Genomic DNA, 24246 nt, shown 5'->3' on the forward strand with positions numbered 1-24246 from the left:
GGGCTGGCTTACTTGCCGTTGCCGGCGGACGGCGCGGCCGGTGCCGATGCGGCGGCGGCCGGGGCGGTCGCTGCGGCATCGACCACCTTCACCAGGTCGCCGTCGTTGAGGAAGCCCGCGCCCTGGACCACCATGCGTGCGCCCTGCGGCAGCGCGCTCGTGATCTCCACGCGGTCGCCGACGCGGCGGCCGGTCTGCACCTTGAGCTGCGAGACGCGGTTGTCGTCCTTCAGCAGGAACAGGTTGTTGAAGCCGTCGCGCGGCACGATCGCGCTCTGCGGCACCGTGGGCGCGCTGCTGCGGCCGAGTTCGAAGTCGCCGCGCGCGAACATGCCGGCCTTGATGCCGGTGTTCTGCTGCACCGGCGGCAGGTCGACGTAGATCAGCGCCGCGCGCGTCTGCGGATCGACCGTGGGCGCGATGCTGCGCACCTTGCCCTGCACCTGCGCGCCGCTGGCGCCCACCACGAACACCGGCGTGCCGAGCGCGATGCGCGCGATCTCGGCCGAGGTGACCTCGGCGCGCCATTCGAGCCGGCCCTGGCGGATCAGCCGGAACAGCTCGGTGCCCGCGGCCACCACGCTGCCCACGGTGGCGCTGCGCGCGGAGATCACGCCGTCGTCGGGCGCCAGCACCTGCGTGTTGCGCCCGCGCACCTGCTGCGCCGCGAGCACCGCCTCGGCGGCCTCGACGCGCGCCTTCGCGGTCTGCTCGCTGGTCTGGTACTGGTTGATCTGCTGCTGGCTCAGCGCGCCCGTGGCCTGCAGGGTGCGTGCGCGCGCCGCGTTGCCTGCCGCGTCGGCCGCGGTGGCGCGGGCCTCGGCCAGCGAGGCCTTGGCCTGCGCGATGTCGGCCTGCACCGTCTCGGGCGAGAAGGTGGCGAGCACCTGGCCCTTCTTCACCGCGTCGCCGACGTTGACGCGCACCTCGGCCAGCCGCAGGCCGTTCGACTCGGAGCCCACGCTGGCCTCCTGCCAGGCCGCGACGTTGCCGTTGGCCGCGAGCGTCACCGCGAGCTCGGTGGCCTCGGGCTGGCCGATGGTGACCGTGAGCACGGGGCGCGACGCGGCGGCCTTGCCGTCCTTGGCGGGCGTTTGCCGGCCTTGCGGCGCCGGTGCGTCGGCGGGCTTGCCGCGGCCGAACAGGAACAGCGCCCCGGCGACGGCGGCGACGACGACCAGGACGACGATGAGGGTGGTGCGGGAGGGGCTTTTCATGGCGACGTCGCGACCTTGGCGGCCGGGGTGGAAGAGCGGTGGATAGTGAGGGTGCGGCCCGGCGTGGTGATGATGGTCACGGGGGGGCGCTTCGGCGCGGCTTCGGCGGCGGCTGCCGCGGTGCCCGGGCGGGTCCAGCCGCCGCCCATGGAGCGGTACAGCGCGACCCAGGCCTCGGCGCGCTCGCGCTGCAGCGAGACGCGCGCGGTCTGCGCGCTGAACAGCGTGCGGCGCGCATCCTCGAGCTCGAACAGGCTCGCCAGGCCGCTGTCGAAGCGCGCCTGCGTGGCATTGAACGAGGCCTGGTAGTTCTGCACCGCGGCGTCGGCGTCGCCGGTGCGCGCATCGGTGGCGTCGAGGTTGACCAGCGCCTCCTCGACCTCGCGCACCGCCTGGCGCACGTTGGCGCGGTAGAGCGAGACGGCCTCGGTGTAGCGCGCCTTGGCCGCGTCGGCATTGGCCGCGCGCGCGCCGCCGTCGAGCAGCGGCACGGTGAGCGCCACCGGGCCGACGGTCCAGGTCTCGATCGATTCGCGGAAGCCGCTGACGCGAAAGCCCGTGCGGCCGATGTTGCCGGAGATGGTGAGCCGGGGATAACGCTCGGCCTCGGCCGAGCCCACGTCGGCGCTGGCCGCGGCCACGCCGAGCTCGGCCGCGTAGACGTCGGGCCGCTGGGCGATGGCGTTGGCCGGCACGCTGTCGATGCGGCCCACGGCCGGCAGCGCGCGCTGCGCGGGTGCCGCGGCGAGCCGGGTCTCGAGCTCGGTCTCGGCGATGCCCGTGAGCGCCACCAGCGCCTTGCGCTGCACCGCGCACTGCGCGCGCTGCTGCGTGAGCCGGCCCGAGGCGTCGGAGGCGCTGGCGCGCGCGAGCGCGGCGTCGGCCGGCGCGGTGAAGCCGGCGCGCATCGACAGGTCGGTCAGGCGCGCGGTCTCGCCGCGCGAGCGGGTGTCGGATTCGGCCACGCGCAACTGCTGCTGGCAGGCGCGCTCGGCGAAATAGGCGTTGGCGGTTTCGGCCGCGACCGAGACGCGTGCCTCGTGCCACTTGGCATCGGCGCTGCGCTCGCGCTGCACGGCCGCGTCGCGGTCGGCGCGCAGGCGGCCGAACAGGTCGATCTCCCACTTGGTCTGCAGGCCGGCCTGCAGCGTGGTGATCGGCGTGGTGGCCGAGGTGCTGCCGGAGCCCGAGCCGGCGCCGCCGCTGTTTCCCGATGGCGTGCCGCCCGTCAGCCCTGCGGTGCCCCGGCTCGCCGAACCGGTCGCATCGAGGCTGGGCAGCAGCGCGGCGCCGGCCTGCACGCGGGTCGAGCGCGCCTCGGCCAGCCGCGCCGCGGCGCTCGCCACGTTGGGGCTCGCGCCCTCGGCGGCCGCGATCAGGTCGACCAGCAGCGGATCGTCGAGCTGGCGCCACCATTCGGCCAACTGGGCGAGCGAGCCGCCGTGCGGCAACGGCGCATGCCATTGCGCGGGGGCGGGCGCGCCGACCGCGGCGGGCGGCCGGGTCAGGCCGCAACCGGCGAGGCCGGTGGCCAGGCCGAGCCCGAGGCCTGCCTTGAGGCAGAGGATGGCGATCGGTCGTGGAACTCGTCTCATGCTGTCTTTCTCCCGGAGCGGGATGGAGGGCGGGGCGCCTGCGCGCGCGCGGGCGGCACCGGTTCGGCGGCGCGGCGCCGCGCTTCGGCCTCGACCAGCGCCACCGCATAGCCGGCGAGGCGCCGGGCCCAGGTGTCGACGGCGCGCGGCGTGCGCAGCAGCGCGGGACGGATCGCCTCGATCACGTCCTGGCTCACGAACAGCTGCATCGCGAGGCCCGTGATCGCGAAGGTCAGCCGGTGGATGTCGTCGTCGGCGCGCGCCACGCCGAGATGGCGGCACAGCATCGCCGCGATCGCGCGGTGCGGGTCCTTGATGTCGCGCTCGAGCTCCTTGGCCCACAGGCTGGTGGGCTCGAGCATCTCGCGCATGTGCAGGTGGATGCACTGGCGCACCACCTCGCCCTGGTCGAAGGGCTCGACCATCTTGGCGAAGAAGATGCGCAGCGATTCCTCGAGCGACAGGCCGGGCGCGGCGTAGAGCGCCACGAAGTCGCCCGCGTTGCCGCCCATGGGCTCGCTGAAGGTGGCGGCGTAGAGGCCGGCCTTGTCGCCGAAGTAGTAGCTGATGGCCGAGATGTTGACCCCGGCCTCGCGCACGATCTCGCGCGTGGAGGTCTTGGCGAAGCCCTTCTGCGCGAACAGCCGCAGCGCGGTGTAGAGCAGCCGCTGGCGCGCCTCGGCGCCGTCGCTGCGGGGCGCGCGCGGGGCGGCGGCGGTCTTTTGCGCCGGCAGCGTCGAAGGAGGAGCCGTGGACTTCATGCGGGCGATTACACCATGCCGAAAATCAAACGATTGATTAACTTAGGCCCGACTGAGGCGATGCTGAAGGCCTCCTGAAGACAGGTGCGGCGCAGGCCGGTGGGCACACGGGAGCGGGACGGAGCGTTCTGGCGGGGCGCGTGGGTGGCGGGGGAGGGGCTCCATCGCTGCCTGGCGGCGGCACCCTGTTCCTGGTGTGGTTGTCGATCGCGGTGCCGGCTCGCGCGCCCGTGCATTCTGACCCGGCCGCGCCGGCCGGCGATGCCGGATTTGTTTCGGATTGATGCAGGCTACGATCCGCGCATGCCAGCCCCTACCGCCGCCGCGCCCTCCGCCCTGCCGCTCGATGCCGACGGCATCCTCGCGCTGGCCGCGCGCTCCATGTTCCACCTGTTCTCGCGCATGAGCCAGGGCATGTTCCTGGTCGACCGCAGCGGGCGCATCGTCTGGGTCAACGAAGGCTACCGGCGCTTCCTGCCCGCGCTGGGCTTCTCGTCGATCGACCAGTTCCTCGGCCACATGGTGGAGGACGTGATCCCCAACACCCAGATGCGCCGCGTGCTCGAGAGCGGCGAGCCGATCCTGATCGACCTGCTGACCAACAAGGCCGGCACCTTCGTCGTGAGCCGCATCCCGCTGCGCGAGGAGCGCGCCGACGGCGCGGGCGAGGTGATCGGCGCCATCGGCATCGTGCTGTTCGACCAGCCCGAGACCACGCTGCAGCCGCTGATCAGCAAGTTCGCGCTGCTGCAGCGCGACCTCGACGATGCGCGGCGCGAGCTCGCGAGCCAGCGCAACAACCCGCTCTACCAGCAGGCGGCCGAGGGCCAGCGGCGTTCCAAGTACACCTTCGCGAGCTTCATCGGCAGCAGCCCGGCCGCGGTCGAGGTCAAGCGCCATGCGCGCCGCGCGGCGCAGTCGGCGAGCCCGGTGCTGCTGCTCGGCGAGACCGGCACCGGCAAGGAACTGCTCGCGCATGCGATCCATGCCGCCTCGGCGCGCGCCAGGGGCCAGTTCGTGAGCCTCAACATCGCGGCCGTGCCCGACACCCTGCTCGAGGCCGAGTTCTTCGGCGTCGCGCCCGGTGCCTTCACCGGCGCCGACAAGCGCGGGCGCGAGGGCAAGTTCAAGCTGGCCGACGGCGGCAGCCTGTTCCTCGACGAGATCGGCGACATGCCGCTGGGCCTGCAAGCCAAGCTGCTGCGCGCGCTGCAGGAGGGCGAGATCGAGCCGCTCGGTTCGAACAAGCTGATTCCCTTCGACGCGCGCGTGATCGCCGCCACCTCGCGCGACCTGCCCGAGCTGGTGCGCCGCGGCCAGTTCCGCGAGGACCTCTACTACCGTCTCAACGTGCTGCCGCTGCGCGTGCCGCCGCTGCGCGAGCGGCGTTCCGACATCCCGGCGCTGGTCGAGGCGCTCGGCGAGGACATGGCGCTGCGCAGCGGCGAGGCCCCGCCCGAGCTCACGCCCGATGCGCTCGCGCTGCTGGCCGGCCAGCACTGGCGCGGCAACATCCGCGAGCTGCGCAACGTGCTCGAGCAGGTGACCATGCGCAGCGACTCGCAGCGCATCGACGCGGCGCAGCTCGAGCGCATCCTGCGCGAAGCCGGCCTCGAGCAGATCGCGCAGCCCGCCGCGCTGCGCGACGCCCACGATGCCGACGAGGAGGCCGCGCTGCTGCGGCCGCTCGCGCAGCAGGTGGCCGAACTCGAGCGCCGCGCGATCGGCGCGGCGCTGGCGGCGACCGGGGGGAACAAGCTCGCGACCTCGCGGTTGCTGGGCATCTCGCGCGCGACCTTGTACGAGCGCATGACGAACCAGGCGGATTGACCCGCGCGCCGAGCGCGGACCACGAAGGAGGAGAGCATCGATGAAGGGCTTGTTGACGCGATTGAAGGGGGCGCTGGGCCGGCCGGCGCCAGGCCGCGCCGAGGAGGCCGGGCAGGGCGAGCGGGTCCTGGTCAACGCCTACTGCACGCGCGCCGATGTACCGGCGCTCGAGTTTCCCCATGCCCTGCAGGGTCGCCGCGATCTGTCGGACCCCGAACTCGCGCCCCACCTGGCCGGCTTCGTCGGCTACGTGCTGAGTCGCGGCGACGGCACGATGTCGCGCAACCGCTATCACGTGATGCGTCATGTCCAGCGCGTGCGCCAGCACCTGAGCCTGTCGATCGACGAGGGCCTGCTCGATGCGTTGTCGGACTGGGCCGTGCGCGCGAACGCGATCGTGTTCCTGCCCGACGGCAGCATCCGCGATCCCCGGGGGCGCATCCTCTTGTCGGCGGCGGGCGAGGAGCCCGATGGCGAAGCCGCGCTGCCCTATCCGGCCGAGGCCTGGGAACGCAAGGCGCGCACCGAGGCAGCGCTCGCGGCGCGGGGCATCGAGGTCCCGCGGCACCTGCCGCCGCTGGTCTGCGAGCCCGAGCTGCGGCTGCGCGCGCCGCAGGAGATCGCGGGCCGGGCCTTCGCGATGCTGGCGGTATCGGCGCGGGCCGAGTCCCTCGCGAGCAAGGAGCCGCTGGCGCCAGAGGACCTGTTCGAGCGGCTGCCCTCCGCACGGGCGCACCTCACGCCGGCGGAGCAGGCTTTCCTCTCGGACCCCGAACCGCTGGCGTCCGATGTCGTCCAGTTCGGCTGGCGCTACGAGTGCCTGTATCTGCTCGAGTGGGCAATGGGCCTGGTCGATGCGCTGCCTTTTCCCGGCGCGATCTGCGACGTGCCGCTCGCCGCGCGCACGATGCTGGAAGCCCGCGACCTGCCGGGCGCGCTGCGTTCGCTGCGCATGCGCGGCGAAGGCGAAATCCTCGATGCGCTCGACCTGCACTACCGCCTGCACTGGCGCGTACGCCAGGCGGGGCTCCAGCAGGTCCCCGTGCCGCCGGAACTCGATGCGGGCGTGATCGCCGAGCGGCATCGCGCCTTGAACTGGCTGGTGCGCTTCGAGGACCGCGAGTGGGACGAGGTCGACACGCCCACCTGACAATGCGGCCTCCACCCACCTCCGAACCTGCCTTCCACCAGAGCCTTCCATGAAGACACCGATCCGCTCCCTCGTCCTCGCCGCATCGTGCGCCTGTGCCGGCGCCGCCCTGGCCGCGCCGCCCTGTGCCGACGAGGCGGTCGCGCGCGCGAAGAAGCTCTTGGTGTTCCATTTCGGCGAGGACGATCGCATCCGCGTCGGCTCCGAGGTCAAGGAGCTGCCGCCACTGCGCAACCCCGCCAACAAGGCGCAGCAGTTCCGCGTGCTCGAGGTCTGGGGCTCGATCTACAAGGGCAACTACCGCATGCGCCTGATCTATCACGTGGTGGGCAAGGACTGCACGCTGATGGGCCAGGAAATCCTCGAGTACGCCAGCCTGTGAGCGTCCGCGCACTGCGTTCGACCTTCGGCCCCAACTGCCACTGGTGCGGCCTGCCGATGGACTTCGACGAACCGCATGGCCGGCCCGAATCGGCCACCATCGAGCACCTGGTCGACGCCACCCTGGGCGGCGTGCGCTCGCCCAGGCACCGGCGGCTGGCCCACGCGGCCTGCAACCATGCGCGCAACGAGTTCCGGCTGCAGGCCGAGCGGCAGTTCAGGCAGTGGATCGAGGAGCGCCGGGCCTCCGAGAAAACCCTGACTGAAAAATAGACAGTCGCCTGAAATTCAGACACGCCGACTGTTCTGAATTCAGCCGAATCGCGCCTTCCTCGAATGAGGAAACCTTTGTAATCAACGGTTTAGCGCATGGCACGAAGTGTGCAATATTCAGTCATCTTTATCAGGAGACAACGAATGAACCGTCGCCACCTCGTCGCCCTGGCCGCGCTCGCCGCCTGCGCCGCCGCCGCACCCGCCTGGGCCCAGTCCGGTGAGATCCGCATCGCCCACATCTACAGCAAGACCGGGGCGCTCGAGGCCTACGGCAAGCAGACGCAGACCGGCTTCATGATGGGCCTGAACTACGCCACCGAAGGCACGATGACCGTCGCGGGCAAGAAGCTGGTCGTGATCGAGAAGGACGACCAGGGCAAGCCCGACCTCGGCAAGTCGCTGCTGGCCGCGGCCTATTCCGACGACAAGGCCGCGCTGGCCGTCGGCCCGACCGCCTCGGGCGTGGCGCTGGCGATGCTGCCGGTGGCCGAGGAGTACAAGAAGATCCTGCTGGTCGAGCCCGCCGTGGCCGACTCGATCACCGGCGACAAGTGGAACAAGTACATCTTCCGCACCGGCCGCAATTCGAGCCAGGACGCGATCTCCAACGCGGTGGCCGTCGACAAGGCAGGCGTGACGGTCGCCACGTTGGCGCAGGACAACGCCTTCGGCCGCGACGGCGTGAAGGCCTTCGGTGCCGCGCTCAAGAAGGCCAAGCTGGTCCACGAGGAGTACCTGCCGCCCGCCACCACCGACTTCACGGCCGGCGCCCAGCGCCTGATCGACAAGCTCAAGGACCAGCCGGGCCGCAAGATCATCTGGATCGTCTGGGCCGGCGCGGGCAACCCGTTCAAGATCGTCGACCTCGACCTCAAGCGCTACGGCATCGAGATCGCGACCGGCGGCAACATCCTGCCGGCCATGGCGGCCTACAAGGCGCTGCCGGGCATGGAAGGCGCGGCCTACTACTACTTCGGCATTCCGAAGAACCCGGTGAACGAGGCGATGGTCGCGGCGCACTACAAGGAATTCAAGACGCCGCCCGACTTCTTCACGGCCGGCGGCTTCTCGGCCGCGATGGCGGTGGTGACGGCGCTCAAGAAGACCAACGGCGACACCAACACCAACAAGCTCATCAGCACCATGGAAGGCATGAGCTTCGACACGCCCAAGGGCAAGATGACCTTCCGCAAGGAAGACCATCAGGCGATGCAGTCGATGTACCACTTCAAGATCAAGGTCGACCCGGCCTTCGCCTGGGGCGTGCCGGAGCTGGTGCACGAGATCAAGCCCGAAGAGATGGACATTCCCATCAAGAACAAGCGCTGAGTCCGGCGCTTCCCGCCACCCGGGCGCGGCGCCTGAGCGCCGCCCCACCTTCTTCTTTCTCTTTCGCCCCGGATGGCCGCCGGGCGAAGCGCCAGCCTGCGTCCGCGCGGGCGGCTCGCTCCACGGCCGAGTCCTCGATCAGCCAAGCAGCGTTCTTACACCCATAACGGAAGGAGACAGCGATGCCAGCGATGAATTGGAACTGGAAGAGATTGGCCATGGCCGCGGCCATGGCGGTGGCCGCGCAGGGCGCGGCGGCGGCGGTGCCGCTGCCGGCGCTCGGCGCGAACCCGGCGGAGGTCAGCGTGTCCGGCCTGTCGGCCGGCGGCTTCATGGCGGTGCAACTGCACGTGGCCTATTCGGCCACCTTCAAGCGCGGCGCCGGCGTGGTGGCCGGCGGTCCGTACTACTGCGCCGAAGGCTCGGTGCTCAACGCCACCGGCCGCTGCATGACGCATGCGAGCAGCATCCCGGTGTCCACGCTCGTGAGCACCACCAACAGCTGGGCCGCCAGCGGCGCGATCGACCCGGTGTCGAACCTCTCGGGCTCGAAGGTCTACCTGTTCTCTGGCACCTCCGACAACACGGTCAAGCAGCCGGTGATGGACGACCTCAAGACCTACTACCAGAGCTTCGTGCCGGCGGCCAACACGGTCTACAAGAACAACCTCGGCGCGGGCCATGCGATGGTCACCGACGATTTCGGCGGCGCCTGCGCCACCACGGCCTCGCCCTACATCAACAACTGCGGCTTCGATCTCGCGGGCGAGATCCTCCAGCACCTCTACGGCCCGCTCAACGCGCGCAACAACGGCACGCTGGGCGGCAGCTTCACCGAGTTCAACCAGGGCGAGTTCTCGGGCGGCTCGGGCATGGCCGCCACCGGCTGGCTCTACACGCCCGCGGCCTGCGCGGCCGGCAGCGGCAACAGCTGCCGCGTGCACGTGGTGCTGCACGGCTGCAAGCAGAACTACACGGACGTGGGCGACCAGTACGTGAAGAAGACCGGCTACAACCGCTGGGCCGACACCAACAACATCGTGCTGGTCTATCCGCAGACCAGCACTGCGGCCACCAACAGCTGCTGGGACTGGTGGGGCTACGGCAGCGTCAACTACGCCAAGAAGTCCGGCCCGCAGATGGCGGCCGTCAAGGCCATGGTCGACCGCGTGACCGGCGGCGGGGGCGGCAGCGCGCTGCCCGCGCCCACCGGCGTGGGCACCTCGGGCGCGACCAGCAGCAGCATGGTCATCGGCTGGACCGCCGTGGCCGGCGCCAGCGGCTACAACGTCTACCGCGGCGGCAGCAAGGTCAACGCCTCGCCCGTGGCCGGCACCAGCTACACCGACACCGGCCTGGCACCCTCGACCAGCTACAGCTGGACCGTGACCGGCCTCACCGCGGCCAATGCCGAGGGCGCGATGTCGGCCGCGGCCACCGGCACCACCACGGGCGGCAGCGGCGGCGGCACCTGCTTCACCGCGAGCAACTACGCCCACACCGTGGCCGGCCGCGCCTATGCGCTGTGGGGTCTGACCTATGCCTACGGCTCGGGGCAATCGATGGGCCTGTGGAACATCTACGTGACCACCACGCTGAAGCAGACCGGTCCCAACTACTACGTGATCGGCAGCTGTTGAGGCCGGTCGACTTTCCTGGATTCTTCGTTTTCGCAATGACCAACGATGCTTGAGACCCGAGATCTGACCATCCGCTTCGGCGGGCACGTGGCCGTCAACGGCGTGAGCTGCGCATTCGCGCCGGGCACGCTGACGGCCATCGTCGGCCCGAACGGCGCGGGCAAGACCACCTATTTCAACCTGATCTCGGGCCAGCTCAAGGCGAGCGCGGGCACGGTGTCGCTCGACGGCCAGCCGCTGTCGGGGCTGTCGCCGTCGGCCCGCACCCGCGCGGGGCTGGGGCGGGCCTTCCAGCTCACCAACCTGTTCCCCAACCTCACGGTGCTGGAGAACGTGCGCCTCGCGGTGCAGGCCACGCGCGAGGGCGCGCACCGCCGCGGGCTCAACCTCTGGAGCATCTGGAGCGACCATGCGGCACTGACCGCGCGCGCCGACGAGCTGCTGGCGCAGACCAACCTCAAGTCGCGCGAGCACGCCACCGTGGCCAGCCTGCCGCACGGCGACCAGCGCAAGCTCGAGGTGGCGCTCTTGATGGCGCTCGAGCCCAAGGTCTTCATGTTCGACGAGCCCACGGCCGGCATGAACGCGGCCGAGGCGCCCGTGATCCTCGACCTGATCCGCCAGCTCAAGCAGGACCGCAGCAAGACCATCCTGCTGGTCGAGCACAAGATGGACGTGGTGCGCGAGCTCGCCGACCGCATCATCGTGCTGCACAACGGCACCCTGGTGGCCGACGGCGATCCAGCCACCGTGATCGCCTCGCCGGTGGTGCAGGAAGCCTACCTGGGCATCGCGAAGGAGGCTGTGGCATGAGCTCCAACCTGCTGACCCTCGAGGGCGTGCACACGCACATCGGGGCCTATCACATCCTGCACGGCGTCGACCTCGCCGTGCCCAAGGGCCAGCTCACGATGCTGCTGGGCCGCAACGGCGCGGGCAAGACCACCACCCTGCGCACCGTCATGGGCCTGTGGCATGCGTCGCAGGGCAGGGTGCGCTTCGGCGAGCGCGACATCACGGCCCTGCGCACGCCGCAGATCGCCGAGCTGGGCATCGCCTACGTGCCCGAGAACATGGGCATCTTCTCCGACCTCACGGTGAAGGAGAACATGCTGCTGGCCGCGCGCGGCGCGAAGAACGCGCAGCAGATGGACGACACGCGTTTGCAGTGGATCTTCAAGCTGTTCCCCGCGGTCGAGAAGTTCTGGAACCACCCCGCGGGCAAGCTCTCGGGCGGCCAGAAGCAGATGCTGGCCGTGTCGCGCGCCATCGTCGAGCCGCGCGAGCTGCTGATCGTCGACGAGCCCAGCAAGGGCCTCGCGCCGGCCATCATCAACAACATGATCGACGCCTTCGACGAGCTCAAGCGCAGCGGCGTCACGATCCTGCTGGTGGAACAGAACATCAACTTCGCGCTGCGCCTCGGCGATGCGGTCGCGGTGATGGACAACGGCCGCGTGGTGCACAGCGGCTCGATGGCGGCCTTCGCGGCCGATGCGCAACTGCAGCAGTCGCTGTTGGGATTGGCTCTATGAAACTCGAATTCGACTGGAAGCCGCTGCTGCTGGTGCCCGTCCTCGCGCTGGTCGCGCTGCCGCTCACGGGCTCGTTCTCGACCTGGCTCACGCTCACGGTCGCGGGCCTCGCGATGGGCATGATCATCTTCATCATCGCCTCGGGCCTCACCTTGGTGTTCGGCCTGATGGACGTGCTGAACTTCGGCCACGGCGTGTTCATCGCGCTGGGCGCCTTCGTGGCCAGCAGCGTGCTCGGCCTGATGGGCGACTGGACCGGCTCGCAGGAGCTGTGGCGCAACCTGGTGGCGGTCTTCCCGGCCATGCTGGTCGCGATGGCGGTGGCCGGCGCGGTCGGCCTGGCCTTCGAGCGCTTCATCGTGCGGCCGGTCTACGGCCAGCACCTGAAGCAGATCCTCATCACGATGGGCGGCATGATCATCGGCGAGGAACTGATCAAGGTGATCTGGGGCCCGGCGCAGGTGCCGCTGCCGCTGCCCGAGGCGCTGCGCGGCTCGCTGCTGGTGGGCGACGCGGCGATCAGCAAGTACCGGCTGCTCGCGGTGGCGGTGGGCGTGGTGGTGTTCGGCCTGCTGGCCTGGACCCTGAGCCGCACCAAGATCGGCCTGCTGATCCGCGCCGGTGTGCAGGACCGCGAGATGGTCGAGTCGCTCGGCTACCGCATCGGCCGCCTGTTCGTCGGCGTGTTCGTGGTCGGCAGCGCGCTGGCCGGGCTGGGCGGCGTGATGTGGGGCCTGTTCCAGCAGAACCTGGTGCCGCAGATGGGCGCGCAGGTCAACGTGCTGATCTTCATCGTCATCATCATCGGCGGCCTCGGCTCCACCGGCGGCGCGCTGCTCGGTGCGCTGCTCGTCGGGCTGATGACCAACTACATCGGCTTCCTGCTGCCCACGCTCACGCAGTTCGCGAGCATCTTCCTGATGGTGGCGGTGCTGCTGTGGCGCCCGCAGGGCGTGTACCCGGTGGCGAACCGATGAACAGCCAATACGGACATCCGGACGCAGAGGACGCGAAGGTTTCGCGAAGGACGCAAAAGGAAATTCAAATCATTTTTCTGGCTGTTCTTTCGCGACCTTCGCGGAACCTTCGCGTCCTTCGCGTACGGACCCCGTTCCCGCTTTCAGGTGCCTTTCCATGCTGAGACGACTTCTTTCCAACGACATGCCCCGAAGCCGCCTGCTGGCCGTGCTGCTGGTGGCGCTGTTCCTCGCGCTGGCCTTCGCGCCCTTTCTCTTCCCGGGCGTGAAGGCGCTCAGCGTCGCGGCCAAGATCCTGGTGTTCGTGGTGCTGGTCGCGAGCTTCGACCTGCTCTTGGGCTACACGGGCATCGTGAGCTTCGCCCACACCATGTTCTTCGGCATCGGCGCTTACGGCATCGCGATCTCGGCCTCGCGGCTCGGGCCCGACTGGGGCGCGGTGCTGGTGGGGCTGGGCGCCTCGCTCGCGGTCTCGCTGGTGCTCTCGTTCGCCATCGGCCTGTTCTCGCTGCGGGTGCGTGCGATCTTCTTCGCGATGATCACGCTGGCCGTGGCCTCGGCCTTCCAGACGCTGGCCTCGCAGCTGTCGGACTTCACGGGCGGCGAGGACGGCCTGACCTTCAAGCTGCCCGAACTGATCTCGCCGAGCTTCGAGTTCGCGGAGGAGCCCTTCCTCGGCGTCTCGCTCGACGGTCGTCTGCTGTGCTACTACCTGCTGTTCGTGGCGGCCGTGGTGCTGGTGCTGGCGATGCTGCGCATCGTCAACTCGCCCTTCGGCCGCGTGCTGCAGGCGATCCGCGAGAACGAGTTCCGTGCCGAGGCGATCGGCTACCGCGTGGTGGTCTACCGCACCACGGCCGCGGTGCTGTCGGCGCTGTTTGCCACGCTGGCCGGCGCCATGCTCGCGATCTGGCTGCGCTACAACGGCCCCGACACCTCGCTGAGCTTCGAGATCATGGTCGACGTGCTGCTGATCGTGGTGATCGGCGGCATGGGCACGATCTACGGCGCGGCCATCGGCGCGGTGCTGTTCGTGGTCGCGCAGAGCTACTTGCAGGATCTGCTGCGCATGGGCAGCGAGGCCGCGAGCGGCCTGCCGTGGCTGGCGGCGCTGCTGTCGCCCGACCGCTGGCTGCTGTGGCTCGGCGTGCTGTTCGTGCTGTCCGTCTATTACTTCCCCACCGGCATCGTCGGCAAGCTGCGGACCCGCCGCGCGAATGCCGCGTGAGGCCGCGCGATGAGCGACTCCATGACTTCCCGCATCGTTCCTTCCTCCCACTACGCACGGCTCGCGGGCCGCGAGATCCACTGGCTCGACTGGCCCGCGGCCGGGCCCGATCCGCAGGTGCTGATCGCCTGGCACGGCCTGGCGCGCACCGGCCGCGACATGGACGAACTGGCCGAGCACTTCGCCGCGCGCGGCTTCCGCGTGATCTGCCCCGACACCATCGGCCGCGGCCTGAGCGAATGGAGCCCGCTGCCTGACGAGGAGTACCGGCTCGCCTTCTATGCGCAACTGGCCGAGGCGCTGTGCGACGAACTGAAGCTCGAGCGCGTGCACTGGGTCGGCACCTCGATGGGCGGCGCGATCGGCACCGTCTGCGCGGGCGGCCTGGTCGTGCCGCGCATGAAGGCGCGCATCGCGAGCCTGGTGCTCAACGACAACGCGCCCGAACTCGCGCAGGCCGCGATCGAGCGCATCCGCGCCTATGCCGGCAACCCGCCGGCCTTCGACACGGTGAGCGAGCTCGAGACCTTCTTCCGCGGCGTCTACAAGCCCTATGGCTGGCTCAGCGACGCGCAGTGGCGCCGGCTCGCCGAGACCTCGACGCGCCGGCTGCCCGACGGCCGCGTCACGCCGCACTACGACCCGGCGATGGTTCGCCAGTTCAGCACGCGCGAGGACGACTACCTGATCTGGCCGCACTACGACGCCGTCGAGGCGCCGGTGCTGTGCCTGCGCGGCGCCGAGTCCGACCTGGTGCTGCCCGAGGTGGTCGAGGCCATGCGGCATCGCGGCCCGGGCGCGGCGGGGCGGCTCGAGGTGGTCGAGATCCAGGGCTGCGGTCACGCGCCCGCGCTCAACGTGCCCGAACAACTGGAGTGCATCGAAGGGTTTATTCGCGCCGCCGGCCGCTGAGGGAACGGCGGCCTCCACAATCGCCGCCGGTCATCACCCCACAGCAACACACAGAGGCATTCGCACCATGGCGCTTTCGATGTACGACATTTCCGTGCCGGTCTTCACCCGCGGGCTGGCCCAGCTCCGCCACGTGCTCGGCAAGGGCCTGGCCCATGCGCAGGCCAACGGCATCGATCCCTCGACCCTGGTCGATGCGCGCCTCGCGCCCGACATGCTCACGCTGGCCGGCCAGGTGCAGCGCGCGAGCGATGCCTCCAAGCTCGGCACCGCGCGCATCGCGGGCGTGACCGCGCCCAGCTTCCCCGACGAGGAGAAGAGCTACGACGAACTGCTGGTGCGCATCGCGAAGACCGAGGAGTTCCTCCTGAGCGTGGACCGCGCGCAGATCGACGGCCACGAGGACCGCCCGGTGGTCGTCACCGCGCGCGGCACCGAGGTGCATTTCACCGCGCAGCGCTACCTGCTGCAGTTCGCGCTGCCCAACTTCTTCTTCCACGCCACCACCGCCTACGACGTGCTGCGCAATGCCGGCGTGCCCGTGGGCAAGATGGACTATCTCGGCAAGTTCTGAGGCCGCGAAGGGCGGCGGCCCTGACCCTGGTCTTCACGCCGCCGGGACAAACTTCAAATTGCCGTGACACCTGCGCACGCACGGCGCGTGCCGCGAACAATCGCGCCTGACCGCTGTCGGTCTGACATTCGAGCGAGGTTCGCGATCATGAACATGGTGTCCAGAAGGGCGTTCTCGGGGCTGGCCGCCGGCGCTTCCGCGTTCGTGGCGGCCGTGGGCGGCGGATGGCCGGTGCGCAGCGCGCTGGCCGTGTCGCCAGGCCTGCGCGACTACGGCAAGGCGCCCGAGTTCGCGGGCATCGACCGGTGGCTCAATTCGGAGCCGCTCACCCTGCGGGGGCTGGTCGGCAAGGTGGTGCTGGTCGATTTCTGGACCTACTCCTGCATCAACTGCATCCGCACCTTGCCGCACGTGATGCGCTGGTACGAGAAGTACAAGGACCAGGGCTTCGTGGTGGTGGGCGTGCATTCGCCCGAGTTCGCCTACGAGAAGTCGACGCGCAACGTGCAGGACGCGATCGAGCGCTTCGGCATCCGCTACCCGGTGGCGCAGGACAACGGCTTCGCCACCTGGAAGGCCTACGACAACCAGTACTGGCCCGCGTTCTATCTGGTCGACGCCAAGGGGCAGGTGATGCGGCGGCATTTCGGCGAAGGCGAATACGCCGAGATGGAAGCCGCGATCGAGGCGCTGCTGGCGCGCAGGCAGCCGGCCTGAATCGGCAGCGCTACTTCGCCGATTCGAGGATGCGCCGCACCGCCGCCTTTCCCGCCGGCGTGAGCACCGGGCCGAGTTCGGCGTAGGGCACTTCGATCTCGATCGCGCAGCCATCGCCGAAGTCGGGCTGCGCAAAGCGCATGCCCCCGGCTTCCAGCGTGAGGTCGTAGTAGGCGTCTTCCTTGTAGTTGGACTCGCAGTTCTCCTCCACCTTCCCGGGATCGATGCCCTCGTGGCGGAACACGAAGCGGCGCAGCTTCGGCGTCATCGAGCCGCCGCTGGTGGCGACGACGGGGCCAGCTCCGGGGACGCGCAACGACTCCTTGCGCGAGCCGAACCATGTCCACAGGTCGACCTGCTTGCCGGTCTGAACGTCCCAGGTGCGATAGAACCAGGAGATGCCTGAGCGGCCCGTGCCCGCGGCCCAGGTGTAGTTGCGGATGCTGAGCCACTGCGAGGTCCAGTATTCGGGCTCGGTGGTGTTCTCGTCCTCTGCGGGCACGCCGACCCGGCCCAGAAACTCGCGGCGCTTGTCGAAATACTCCTGGATCGCGTCCTTGCCAGTGTCGAAGTCGCGGCGAAGCTCCCGGTTGATGGCCGCAAGCGTGGGTTCGGGGCCGAAGAGTTCGACGGTTGCCTGTCCCGCGAAGCGCAGCGGGCGGAAGCTGCGGCCGGGGGCGAATTCCTTCTTCTTGCCGATCTCGATCTTCGGTGGGGCTTCGATCTGGCTTGTGTAACTCTCGCTGCCGCAAGCTCTTTTACTTTTGGAGGAGTCGACAAGGCTGAGGCTGATCGGCAATTTGACAAGGGCATCCTTCACGCTGCTCCAAGTGCCGGAAAGCGTGGTGCCTTGGCCTGGATCGAGTAACCACAGCCCTGTTTCGTTTGCCTCGTGCCACAGACCATCTTGCTCTTTGCGCGTCAGCTGAATTGGCTTCTTGTACTGCTTGTAGAAATAGCTCCCGCTCGGGTAGTCGAAGTTGAAGCAGGCCACGATAGCCTTGGTGCCGAGTGTGCCTTCCCATACACCTGGGGAAATAAAGACGAGCTCGGCGAAGGCGGGGGGAGTCATGAAGGGCAGCAGCAGCAGGCCCCAGAAGAAACGGGCGCGAAGATTTCTCATGGCTTGCGCGCGCGGATCGAATACATCAGCGGAATGCGCGGCATGCCCTCGGGCGGCGCCATGCGGCGGCCGCCGATGTCGCGCATGCCCTCGAAGGGCTTCCAGCCATTGGCGTAGGGGTACTCGTCGAGCCGCTCGATGACCAGCCCGGCCTGCGACAGCGCGGTCGTCACCTGGCCCAGGCCCCAGGTGAATTCGAAGCTCGGGTGCGGGTTGCTGAAGTTCTCCACGCCGCGCTCGTAGCCTTCGCGTACGAGGCCGTCGCCCGACGCGGCCACGTAGTCGCCCACGCCTTCCTCGGGCACGGGGGCGTCGTTGAAGTAGTTGTAGTGGAACTTCCAGGCCGGGTCGAACACCAGCGCGAACGGATGGAACTCGACGAAGACGAAGCGGCCGCCGGGCGCGAGCAGTTGCGCCACGCCGCGTGCCCAGGCCGCGATGTCGGAGAGCCAGCACAGCGTGCCGTAGGAGCAGAACACGATGTCGTGGCGCTCGCCGCGTGCCTGCGCGTCGCGGAAGTAGTCGTAGACGTCCGAGCGGACGAAGCGCGCCGCGATGCCCGACTGCTGCGAGAGCCGGGTGGCGAAGTCGATGGCCTCGTCGGAGATGTCGACGCCCGTCACCTCGGCGCCGAGGCGCGCGATGCTCAGGCTGTCCTGCCCGGCATTGCATTGCAGATGCAGCACCGACAGGCCCTTCACCTCGCCGAGCAGGCCGGCCTCCTCGGGGAACAGGGTGCTGCCGCCGTCGCGGAAGAAGGCCGCCTGGTCGCCCTTGTGGCTGTTGTGCGCGAGCGTGGCTGCGTTCCACGAGAGGCGGTTGGCCTCGTGCAGCTCGGGCTTCATCGCGTGCTCCAGCCCGCCAGATGGCGTTCGGCGATGTCGGCGAGGGCGTCGATCCAGGCCGGGTCGTCGTTGAGGCAGGGGATGTAGCTGAACTGCTGGCCGCCCGCATGCAGGAAGGCCTCGCGGCCCTCCATCGCGATCTCCTCGAGTGTCTCGAGGCAGTCGGCCGGAAAACCGGGGCAGGCCACGTCGACGCGCTTCACGCCCGCGGCGCCGAGTTCGCACAGCGTGGGTTCGGTATAGGGCTCGAGCCATTTGGCCTTGCCGAAGCGCGACTGGAAGGTCACGCGGTAGTGCGCGGGCGCGAGGCCCAGGCGCGCGGCGAGCAGGCGTGCGGTCTCGAGGCACTGCGACTGGTAGGGATCGCCGAGCTCGATGTTGCGCGCGGGAATGCCGTGGAAGCTCAGCAGCAGCACCTCGCCGCGGCCCTGGTCCTGCCAGTGCGCCTCGATGCGCCGCGCGAGCGCCTCGATGTAGCCGGGGTCGTCGTGGAACTGGTTGACGAAGCGGAACTCGGGCACGCTGCGCTGCGCGCGGCTCCAGTCGCTGACGGCATCGATCACGCTCGCGGTGGTGGTGGCCGAGTACTGCGGGTAGCCCTGCAGCACGAGCACGCGTTCGACGCCTTCGGCCTGCAGCGCATCGAGCCGCGCGCCGATCGATGGGTTGGCATAGCGCATCGCATCGCGCACCGCCACGCGGTGGCCGCGCCGGCCCAGCATGTCGCCCAGGCGCTGTGCCTGCCGTTCGCTCCAGACCTTGAGCGGCGAGCCCTCGGGCAGCCAGATGCTCGCGTACTTGGCGGCCGACTTCGCGGGCCGCACGCGCAGGATGATGCCGTGCAGGATCGGCAGCCAGAGCAGGCGCGGGATCTCGACCACGCGCGGATCGCCGAGGAAGTCCGCGAGATAGCTGCGCACGGCGCTGGCGGTGGGGGCATCGGGCGAACCCAGGTTGCACCAGAGGACGGCGGTGCTGCGATGGTCGTTGCCGGGGGCGAGCGAGGGACTTGGAGGCATGCGATATTCTCGGGCATGACTTCCGACCCCACGGTCCCCGCGAGCAGCGCGCCGCTCGATCTCAAGCGCATCAGCGCCATCACCCTCGACCTCGACGACACCCTCTGGCCGATCTGGCCGACCATCGAACGCGCGGAGGCCGTGCTGCATGCCTGGCTGCTGCGCGAGGCGCCGAAGACGGCGGCCCTGCTGGTCACGCCGGGCGTGCTGCGCGAGCTGCGCGAAGCCACGGCCAAGGAGCGTTCCGATCTCGCGCACGACCTCAGCGCGCTGCGCCGTGAATCGATACGCACCGCGCTGCGCCGCGCGGGCGAGGACCCGACGCTGGCCGATCCGGCTTTCGATGCCTTCTTCGCCGAACGCCAGCGCGTGACGCTCTACGACGATGCGCTGCCCGCGCTCAAGTGGCTCAGCGAACGCTATCCGCTGGTGGCGGTGTCGAACGGCAATGCCGACATCCACAAGACCGGCGTGGCGCGCTGGTTCCGCACCGCCTTCAATGCGCGCGCCTTCGGCAGCGGCAAGCCGCATGCGCCGATCTTCCGCGCCGCCGCGGCCTCGGTCGGCCTGCTGCCCAAGGACGTGCTGCACGTGGGCGACGATGCCGAGCTCGACGTGGTGGGTGCGCTCAACGCCGGCATGCAGGCGGCCTGGCTGGTGCGCGACGAGCGCCCCTGGGTGCATGGCGCGCGGCCGCAGCTGATCGTGCCGAACCTGCACGCGCTGTGCGTGGCGCTCGGCGCCTGATCCTCAGGCGAAGACCGGCCGGAAGAAGCTGCGCTCGTAGCTGAGGATGCAGCGCGTTTCCTCGGCATAGCGGAAGGCGGCCTGGCAGTCGGCGTCCTGCATCGAGTCGGCGCGGTACTGCTCGTAGGCCGCGAGGCTGTCGAAGCTGAACATCGCGAGCGCCACGTTGTTCGCGCCTTCCGAGGGCAGGAAGTAGCCGTGGTGCTTGCCGCCGAACTTCTCGACCAGCGGGATCCAGAGCTTGCCGTAGTGCTCGAACTCCCTGAGCTTGTAGGGGTCGACGATGTAGCGCAGGTAGCAGGTGACCATGGTGCGGGTGTAGGGGGAGGGTGGGCCGTGAGGGCAATTTCCGCCGCGGCTGCGGCGAACGGGTGGCCCGACTATAGTTTTGCTTCCCCGGCCTGCGGCGCGCGCGCGCCGCGCGAAAGCTCCCCATGCATCTGTCCAACTGGCTCCTCTTCTGCGGCGTGACCCTGCTCGTCGCCTTCACGCCCGGCCCCGCGGTGCTGCTGGCGGTGTCGAACTCGATGTCCGTGGGTCCGCGCCGCGCGATGATCAGCTCGCTGGGCAATGCGACCGGGCTCTTCATGGTGTCGGCCGCCGCGATGGCCGGGCTCGGCGTGGTGCTCTCGACCTCGGCCCATGCCTTCATGGTGCTGAAGCTGGCGGGCGCGGCCTACCTGATCTACCTCGGCATCAAGCAGTGGCGCAGCCAGGGCAGCGTGTTCGCCGACCTCCAGGGTGCCTCGGCGGCGGGCTCGCCGCGTTCGAGCTGGCGCCTGTTCGGCCATGGCCTGACGGTGGCGCTGACCAACCCGAAGAGCATCCTGTTCTTCTCGGCGCTGTTCCCGCAGTTCCTCACGCAGGACGCGCCGATCGCCACCCAGTTCGCGGTGCTGACCACCACCTTCGCGGCGGCCTCGGTGCTGTCGCACGCCTTCTACGTGCTGCTCGCTCGCCTGCTGCGCAAGCAGCTGTCGGACCCGCGCCGCACGCGGCTGTTCAACAAGGTCTCGGGTGGCGCCTTCGTGCTGCTGGGGCTGAGCTTGCTGCGGTTGCGCAACAAGACCGCCGCTTAATCGAGGCCGAAGCGCTCGCGCAGCGCGGCGCAGAAATCGGCCGTGCCGCTCAGCGAGAGGGCCAGGGTCTCGAAGCGCGCATCGTCGCGCGTGTGCTGCAGGTCATAGTCCCACACCGCTCCCTCGTCGAGCGCGCCGCGCGCATCGGGAAAGGCGGCCTCGGCCCAGGCCAGCACCCGGTCGATCTCGGCTTGCACCTCGCCCAGGCGCTCGGGCGCGACCGAGGCCATCGCATCGAAGCTGCCATGGCCGTCGGCGTCCTCGCTGTGGTCGAAGTCGAGGTAGCGCAACTCGCTGGTCACGCCGTCGCCCTCGCGGCGGCCAGGCCGCTGAGCACCGCGCCCTCGAGCGTGGCGGGGTAGGGGCCTTCGACGTAGTCGCCGCAGGCCAGCAGGCCGGGCGCAATGGTCGCGGGCGGACGGGCCAGCCCGGGCGTGCAGGCGAAGGTCGCGCGCTTCTCGACCACGGTCTGCACCACCTGCAGGCCGGCCTGGCCCAGTTGCGTGGCGGCCTGCGCCAGCGCCTGCGTCTCGAGCAGCTCGCGCGGCGTCTCGTTGGCGCTCACGACCATCGCGAGCACGCCTGGCAGGCCGCAGAGCCGTTCCTTGTCGAACACGAACTGGGCCGGTGCCGTGGCCGGGTCGCTGCGCAGCGCGAGCATCGGTTCGGCCAGCGGCGTGGCGCCGCGCAGGTAGATCGTGGCGATGGCCTCGAAGCGCAGTGCCTCGGTGCTGGCGCACCAGGCCTCGGCCGGCAGGCCGCCGGCGCGCACGAGCCGGGCGGCATCCCAGGGCGCGCAGGCCAGCACCACGCGGTCGAAGGCTTCGCCGTCCACGCGCCAGGTCTTCGCCTCGGGCGCGATCGCGCGCACGCGCTGGCCGATGCGCAGGTTCGCGGCATGCGCGCGCAGCCAGGCGAGCGCCGCATCGGGCAGCAGCGCGCCGAGGTCGGCGCGCGGCAGCAGCAGGTCGGCGCCGCCGCTGCCGCTGAAGAGGGCATCGTGGAGCACGCGCAGGAAGACCTGGCCGCTCGATTGCGCAACGGGCGTGTTGAGCGCCGAGACGCACAGCGGCTCGATCAGCTCCTGCATCACGCGCGGCGTGAGGCTCGCGCAGAGCTCGGCCACGGAGGTAGAGGCGTCGCAGCGAAAACCCCTCAAGCGCCAGCCGATCGCGGTGCGCAGCAGCGCGGACTTGTCGCGCCAGGTCCAGCCGCGCGCCTGGAAGATGCCCGCCAGCAGGTCGAGCGGCGCGGGCAGCCGCGGCAGCTGCAGTCCGCCGCCATCGGCGAAGCGCAGCGACAGCGGCAGGCGCAGCAGCACGCGCTCGGGATCGACGCCGACATCGCGCATCAACTGCAGCGTGGCGCTGTAGGCGCCGATCAGGATGTGCTGGCCGTTGTCGAGCGCCATGCCGTGCATGTCGTCGACGCGGCGCGCGCGGCCGCCAGCGTTGGGCGCGGCCTCGAACACGGTGACCGCATGGCCCTGGCGCACGGCCTCGACCGCGCAGGCCAGGCCGGCCCAGCCCGCGCCGACGACCGCCAGCCTCACAGCCGGCCCAGCGCCTGCACCTTCCAGGCCAGCCACAGCTTGCGCACGGGCGTGAGGCTCACGCGCTGGTTCAGCACCTGGAAGTCGTCGCGCTCGATCTCGCGCAGCAGGGTGCGGTAGATGCTGGCCATCATCAGGCCAGGCTTCTGCGCGCGGCGGTCGGCCGCGGGCAGCAGCGCCAGCGCCTCGTCGTAGGCGGCATGGGCGCGCTGGGCCTGGAACTTCATCAGCGCGACGAAGCGCTCGGAATGCACGCGGTTGAGGATCTCGTGCGCCTTGACCTCGTGCTTCTGCAGGTCGTTGACCGGCAGGTAGATGCGGCCGCGCAGGGCGTCCTCGCCCACGTCGCGGATGATGTTGGTGAGCTGCAGCGCGAGCCCGAGCTTGTGCGCGTAGGCGGTGGTCTGCGCCTCGGTCTGGCCGAAGATGCGCGCCGCCACCTCGCCCACCACGCCCGCCACCAGGTGGCAGTAGCGCGCGAGGCCGGGGAAGTCGAGGTAGCGGGTCTGCTCGAGGTCCATCTGGCAGCCCTCGATGACCTGGTCGAGCTGGCGCGCCTCGATGCCGTAGGCGGCCACGTGCGGCATCAGCGCCTGCATCACCGGATGGTGCGGCGTGCCCGCGAAGGACTGGGCCACCTCGGTGCGCCACCAGGCCAGCTTGGTGGCGGCCACGCCGGGGTCGCTGACCTCGTCGACCACGTCGTCGACCTCGCGGCAGAAGGCGTAGAAGGCGGTGATGGCCGCGCGCCGCGGCTTGGGAAGGAACAGGAAGGCGTAATAGAAACTGCTGCCCGAGGCGGCGGCCTTGTCTTGCACGTATTGCTCGGGATTCATCGGGAGGGCGCTGCGTTCATGGGCCGTGATTGTCTCCGCATCCGCAGCGCCTTCCAGAGCAGGACCGGCGCATCGGCCTTGCCGATCGTGGGCCGCTGCGTGAAGCTGTCGAAGCCCAGGTCCTCGATCTTGTCGAGGATGCGCAGGCCGCCCTGCACGACCAGGCGCAGCTCCCAGCCGGCGCGTCCCGGCAGGCGGTGCACCAGCGGCGCGCCCTGCTGCATCAGCTCGCGGGCCCAGAACGACACCACCGAGATCAGGTTGATCGCCTCCTGCGGCGGCGGGTAGGCGGGCGAGAGCGGCGCGAACACCTTGAAGTGCTGGCGCGTGAAGCCGCGCCGGGCGCAGTCGGTCAGCGGGAAATAGAAGCGCCCGCGCGGCAGGTCCACGCTCGGGTCCTGCCAGAAATTGATGAGCTGCAGCGCGCTGCAGATGGCGTCGCTCTGCGCGAGCGAGGGCGCGTCGTGCACGCCGTACAGGTGCAGCAGCAGCCGGCCCACGGGGTTGGCCGAGCGGCGGCAGTAGTCGAGCAGTTCCTCGCGGTCGGCGTAGTCGCTGCCGTCGCGGGTCTTTACGATGTCCTGCATGAAGGCGTCGAGCAGGTCGGCCAGCAGCGTCTCGGGCAGGCCGAAGGCTTCGATGCTGTGGGCCAGCGGGCCGAACACCCCGGCCCAGAGCCCGGCCGGGTCGACCCGGCCCCGGGCCGCGTCGGCCAGCGCGGCGCGGTAGGCGTGCAGCTCGGCCAGGCGTTCCCCGGGCGTGGCCTGGCCCTCGTCGGCGATGTCGTCGGCGGTGCGCGCGAAATGGTAGATGGCCGCGATCGGCGCGCGCAGCCGCGGCGGGCACAGCCACGAGGCCACGGGAAAATTCTCGTAGTGCGTCGGCGCGGCGGCGGCGTGGGGGGGAGGGGGCGTCTGGGACAC

The 24246-nt window shown here is 70.0% G+C and carries 26 protein-coding genes; 15 read left to right on the forward strand and 11 right to left on the reverse strand.

From position 1 onward, the window contains the following. Window positions 1-8 precede the first annotated feature (8 nt). The 3 genes from ACEN9J_RS03405 to ACEN9J_RS03415 are packed head-to-tail and all read right to left on the reverse strand — an operon-like array spanning window position 9 to window position 3573. The gene (locus ACEN9J_RS03405; RefSeq protein WP_413763337.1) at window positions 9-1217 is read right to left on the reverse strand and encodes an efflux RND transporter periplasmic adaptor subunit; all 1209 of its coding nucleotides are present in this window, start codon (window positions 1215-1217) and stop codon (window positions 9-11) included. Next, entirely contained in the window at window positions 1214-2812 is a 1599-nt protein-coding gene (locus ACEN9J_RS03410) for an efflux transporter outer membrane subunit (RefSeq protein ID WP_082321897.1), read from the reverse strand. Before ACEN9J_RS03410 ends, ACEN9J_RS03405 begins: the two co-directional genes overlap by 4 nt. After that, entirely contained in the window at window positions 2809-3573 is a 765-nt protein-coding gene (locus ACEN9J_RS03415) for a CerR family C-terminal domain-containing protein (RefSeq protein ID WP_261212743.1), read from the reverse strand. The genes ACEN9J_RS03410 and ACEN9J_RS03415 overlap by 4 nt, the downstream gene beginning before the upstream one ends. Before the next feature lie 303 nt (window positions 3574-3876). On the opposite strand from ACEN9J_RS03415, the gene ACEN9J_RS03420 reads away from it, so the two are divergent. From ACEN9J_RS03420 to ACEN9J_RS03480, 13 genes are all read left to right on the forward strand, one after another. Then, a complete protein-coding gene (locus ACEN9J_RS03420) occupies window positions 3877-5403 on the forward strand; it encodes a sigma-54 interaction domain-containing protein (protein ID WP_057594311.1) in 1527 nt (508 codons plus the stop codon). Window positions 5404-5443: 40 nt separating this feature from the next. Continuing rightward, a complete protein-coding gene (locus ACEN9J_RS03425; RefSeq protein ID WP_413763338.1) occupies window positions 5444-6553 on the forward strand; it encodes a DUF4272 domain-containing protein in 1110 nt (369 codons plus the stop codon). A 49-nt stretch (window positions 6554-6602) separates the two neighbouring features. Beyond that, entirely contained in the window at window positions 6603-6935 is a 333-nt protein-coding gene (locus tag ACEN9J_RS03430; protein ID WP_413763339.1) for a hypothetical protein, read from the forward strand. After that, window positions 6932-7207, forward strand: a complete 276-nt coding sequence (locus ACEN9J_RS03435; protein ID WP_261212741.1) for a hypothetical protein — start codon at window positions 6932-6934, stop codon at window positions 7205-7207. The genes ACEN9J_RS03430 and ACEN9J_RS03435 overlap by 4 nt, the downstream gene beginning before the upstream one ends. A gap of 144 nt (window positions 7208-7351) precedes the next feature. Further along, window positions 7352-8539 (forward strand): substrate-binding domain-containing protein, encoded by a 1188-nt coding sequence (locus ACEN9J_RS03440; RefSeq protein WP_057594307.1) that lies wholly within the window; start codon window positions 7352-7354, stop codon window positions 8537-8539. Window positions 8540-8721: 182 nt separating this feature from the next. Next, entirely contained in the window at window positions 8722-10179 is a 1458-nt protein-coding gene (locus ACEN9J_RS03445; protein WP_413763340.1) for a fibronectin type III domain-containing protein, read from the forward strand. Window positions 10180-10224: 45 nt separating this feature from the next. Beyond that, window positions 10225-10992, forward strand: coding sequence for an ABC transporter ATP-binding protein (locus ACEN9J_RS03450; protein ID WP_057594305.1), 768 nt, complete (start codon window positions 10225-10227; stop codon window positions 10990-10992). After that, window positions 10989-11714: an ABC transporter ATP-binding protein gene (locus ACEN9J_RS03455; protein WP_057594304.1), complete on the forward strand. Its 726-nt coding sequence runs from the start codon at window positions 10989-10991 to the stop codon at window positions 11712-11714. Before ACEN9J_RS03450 ends, ACEN9J_RS03455 begins: the two co-directional genes overlap by 4 nt. Further along, on the forward strand, window positions 11711-12691 hold the full coding sequence (locus ACEN9J_RS03460; RefSeq protein ID WP_057594303.1) for a branched-chain amino acid ABC transporter permease: 981 nt from the start codon (window positions 11711-11713) through the stop codon (window positions 12689-12691). The genes ACEN9J_RS03455 and ACEN9J_RS03460 overlap by 4 nt, the downstream gene beginning before the upstream one ends. Before the next feature lie 157 nt (window positions 12692-12848). Beyond that, entirely contained in the window at window positions 12849-13919 is a 1071-nt protein-coding gene (locus ACEN9J_RS03465) for a branched-chain amino acid ABC transporter permease (protein WP_413763341.1), read from the forward strand. 21 nt (window positions 13920-13940) lie between these two features. Continuing rightward, the gene (locus tag ACEN9J_RS03470) at window positions 13941-14831 is read left to right on the forward strand and encodes an alpha/beta fold hydrolase (protein WP_413763342.1); all 891 of its coding nucleotides are present in this window, start codon (window positions 13941-13943) and stop codon (window positions 14829-14831) included. A 67-nt stretch (window positions 14832-14898) separates the two neighbouring features. Next, complete coding sequence (locus tag ACEN9J_RS03475; protein WP_057594301.1) at window positions 14899-15405, forward strand: DUF1993 family protein; 507 nt, start codon at window positions 14899-14901, stop codon at window positions 15403-15405. Between the two features lie 153 nt (window positions 15406-15558). After that, window positions 15559-16122, forward strand: coding sequence for a thioredoxin family protein (locus ACEN9J_RS03480; RefSeq protein WP_413764538.1), 564 nt, complete (start codon window positions 15559-15561; stop codon window positions 16120-16122). Window positions 16123-16132: 10 nt separating this feature from the next. On the opposite strand, the gene ACEN9J_RS03485 is transcribed toward ACEN9J_RS03480, so the two are convergent. Genes ACEN9J_RS03485 through hemH form a run of 3 tightly spaced genes read right to left on the reverse strand, consistent with a single transcriptional unit; the run spans window position 16133 to window position 19109 of the window. Then, the gene (locus ACEN9J_RS03485) at window positions 16133-17245 is read right to left on the reverse strand and encodes a hypothetical protein (protein ID WP_413763343.1); all 1113 of its coding nucleotides are present in this window, start codon (window positions 17243-17245) and stop codon (window positions 16133-16135) included. Beyond that, window positions 17242-18090, reverse strand: a complete 849-nt coding sequence (locus ACEN9J_RS03490) for a class I SAM-dependent methyltransferase (protein WP_413763344.1) — start codon at window positions 18088-18090, stop codon at window positions 17242-17244. Before ACEN9J_RS03490 ends, ACEN9J_RS03485 begins: the two co-directional genes overlap by 4 nt. After that, window positions 18087-19109: a ferrochelatase gene (hemH, locus tag ACEN9J_RS03495; RefSeq protein WP_413763345.1), complete on the reverse strand. Its 1023-nt coding sequence runs from the start codon at window positions 19107-19109 to the stop codon at window positions 18087-18089. Before hemH ends, ACEN9J_RS03490 begins: the two co-directional genes overlap by 4 nt. A gap of 15 nt (window positions 19110-19124) precedes the next feature. On the opposite strand from hemH, the gene ACEN9J_RS03500 reads away from it, so the two are divergent. Further along, window positions 19125-19856 (forward strand): HAD family hydrolase, encoded by a 732-nt coding sequence (locus ACEN9J_RS03500; protein WP_413763346.1) that lies wholly within the window; start codon window positions 19125-19127, stop codon window positions 19854-19856. Window positions 19857-19859: 3 nt separating this feature from the next. Here ACEN9J_RS03500 and ACEN9J_RS03505 read toward each other — a convergent pair whose 3' ends face one another. Beyond that, window positions 19860-20165 carry an NIPSNAP family protein gene (locus ACEN9J_RS03505; RefSeq protein WP_413763347.1) on the reverse strand — a complete coding sequence of 102 codons (306 nt, stop codon included), beginning with the start codon at window positions 20163-20165 and terminating at the stop codon, window positions 19860-19862. 125 nt (window positions 20166-20290) lie between these two features. On the opposite strand from ACEN9J_RS03505, the gene ACEN9J_RS03510 reads away from it, so the two are divergent. Continuing rightward, window positions 20291-20935, forward strand: coding sequence for a LysE family translocator (locus tag ACEN9J_RS03510; protein WP_093344238.1), 645 nt, complete (start codon window positions 20291-20293; stop codon window positions 20933-20935). Here the strand turns inward: ACEN9J_RS03510 and ACEN9J_RS03515 are convergent. Genes ACEN9J_RS03515 through hpnC form a run of 4 tightly spaced genes read right to left on the reverse strand, consistent with a single transcriptional unit; the run spans window position 20932 to window position 24246 of the window. After that, window positions 20932-21237: a hypothetical protein gene (locus tag ACEN9J_RS03515; RefSeq protein ID WP_413763348.1), complete on the reverse strand. Its 306-nt coding sequence runs from the start codon at window positions 21235-21237 to the stop codon at window positions 20932-20934. The genes ACEN9J_RS03510 and ACEN9J_RS03515 overlap by 4 nt on opposite strands. Further along, on the reverse strand, window positions 21234-22487 hold the full coding sequence (hpnE, locus tag ACEN9J_RS03520) for a hydroxysqualene dehydroxylase HpnE (protein ID WP_413763349.1): 1254 nt from the start codon (window positions 22485-22487) through the stop codon (window positions 21234-21236). Before hpnE ends, ACEN9J_RS03515 begins: the two co-directional genes overlap by 4 nt. Then, the gene (gene hpnD, locus ACEN9J_RS03525) at window positions 22484-23323 is read right to left on the reverse strand and encodes a presqualene diphosphate synthase HpnD (RefSeq protein ID WP_057594292.1); all 840 of its coding nucleotides are present in this window, start codon (window positions 23321-23323) and stop codon (window positions 22484-22486) included. Before hpnD ends, hpnE begins: the two co-directional genes overlap by 4 nt. Then, a complete protein-coding gene (gene hpnC / locus ACEN9J_RS03530; RefSeq protein WP_413763350.1) occupies window positions 23320-24246 on the reverse strand; it encodes a squalene synthase HpnC in 927 nt (308 codons plus the stop codon). Before hpnC ends, hpnD begins: the two co-directional genes overlap by 4 nt.

Source organism: Variovorax sp. Varisp41 (assembly GCF_047325085.1).
Lineage (GTDB): Bacteria > Pseudomonadota > Gammaproteobacteria > Burkholderiales > Burkholderiaceae_C > Variovorax.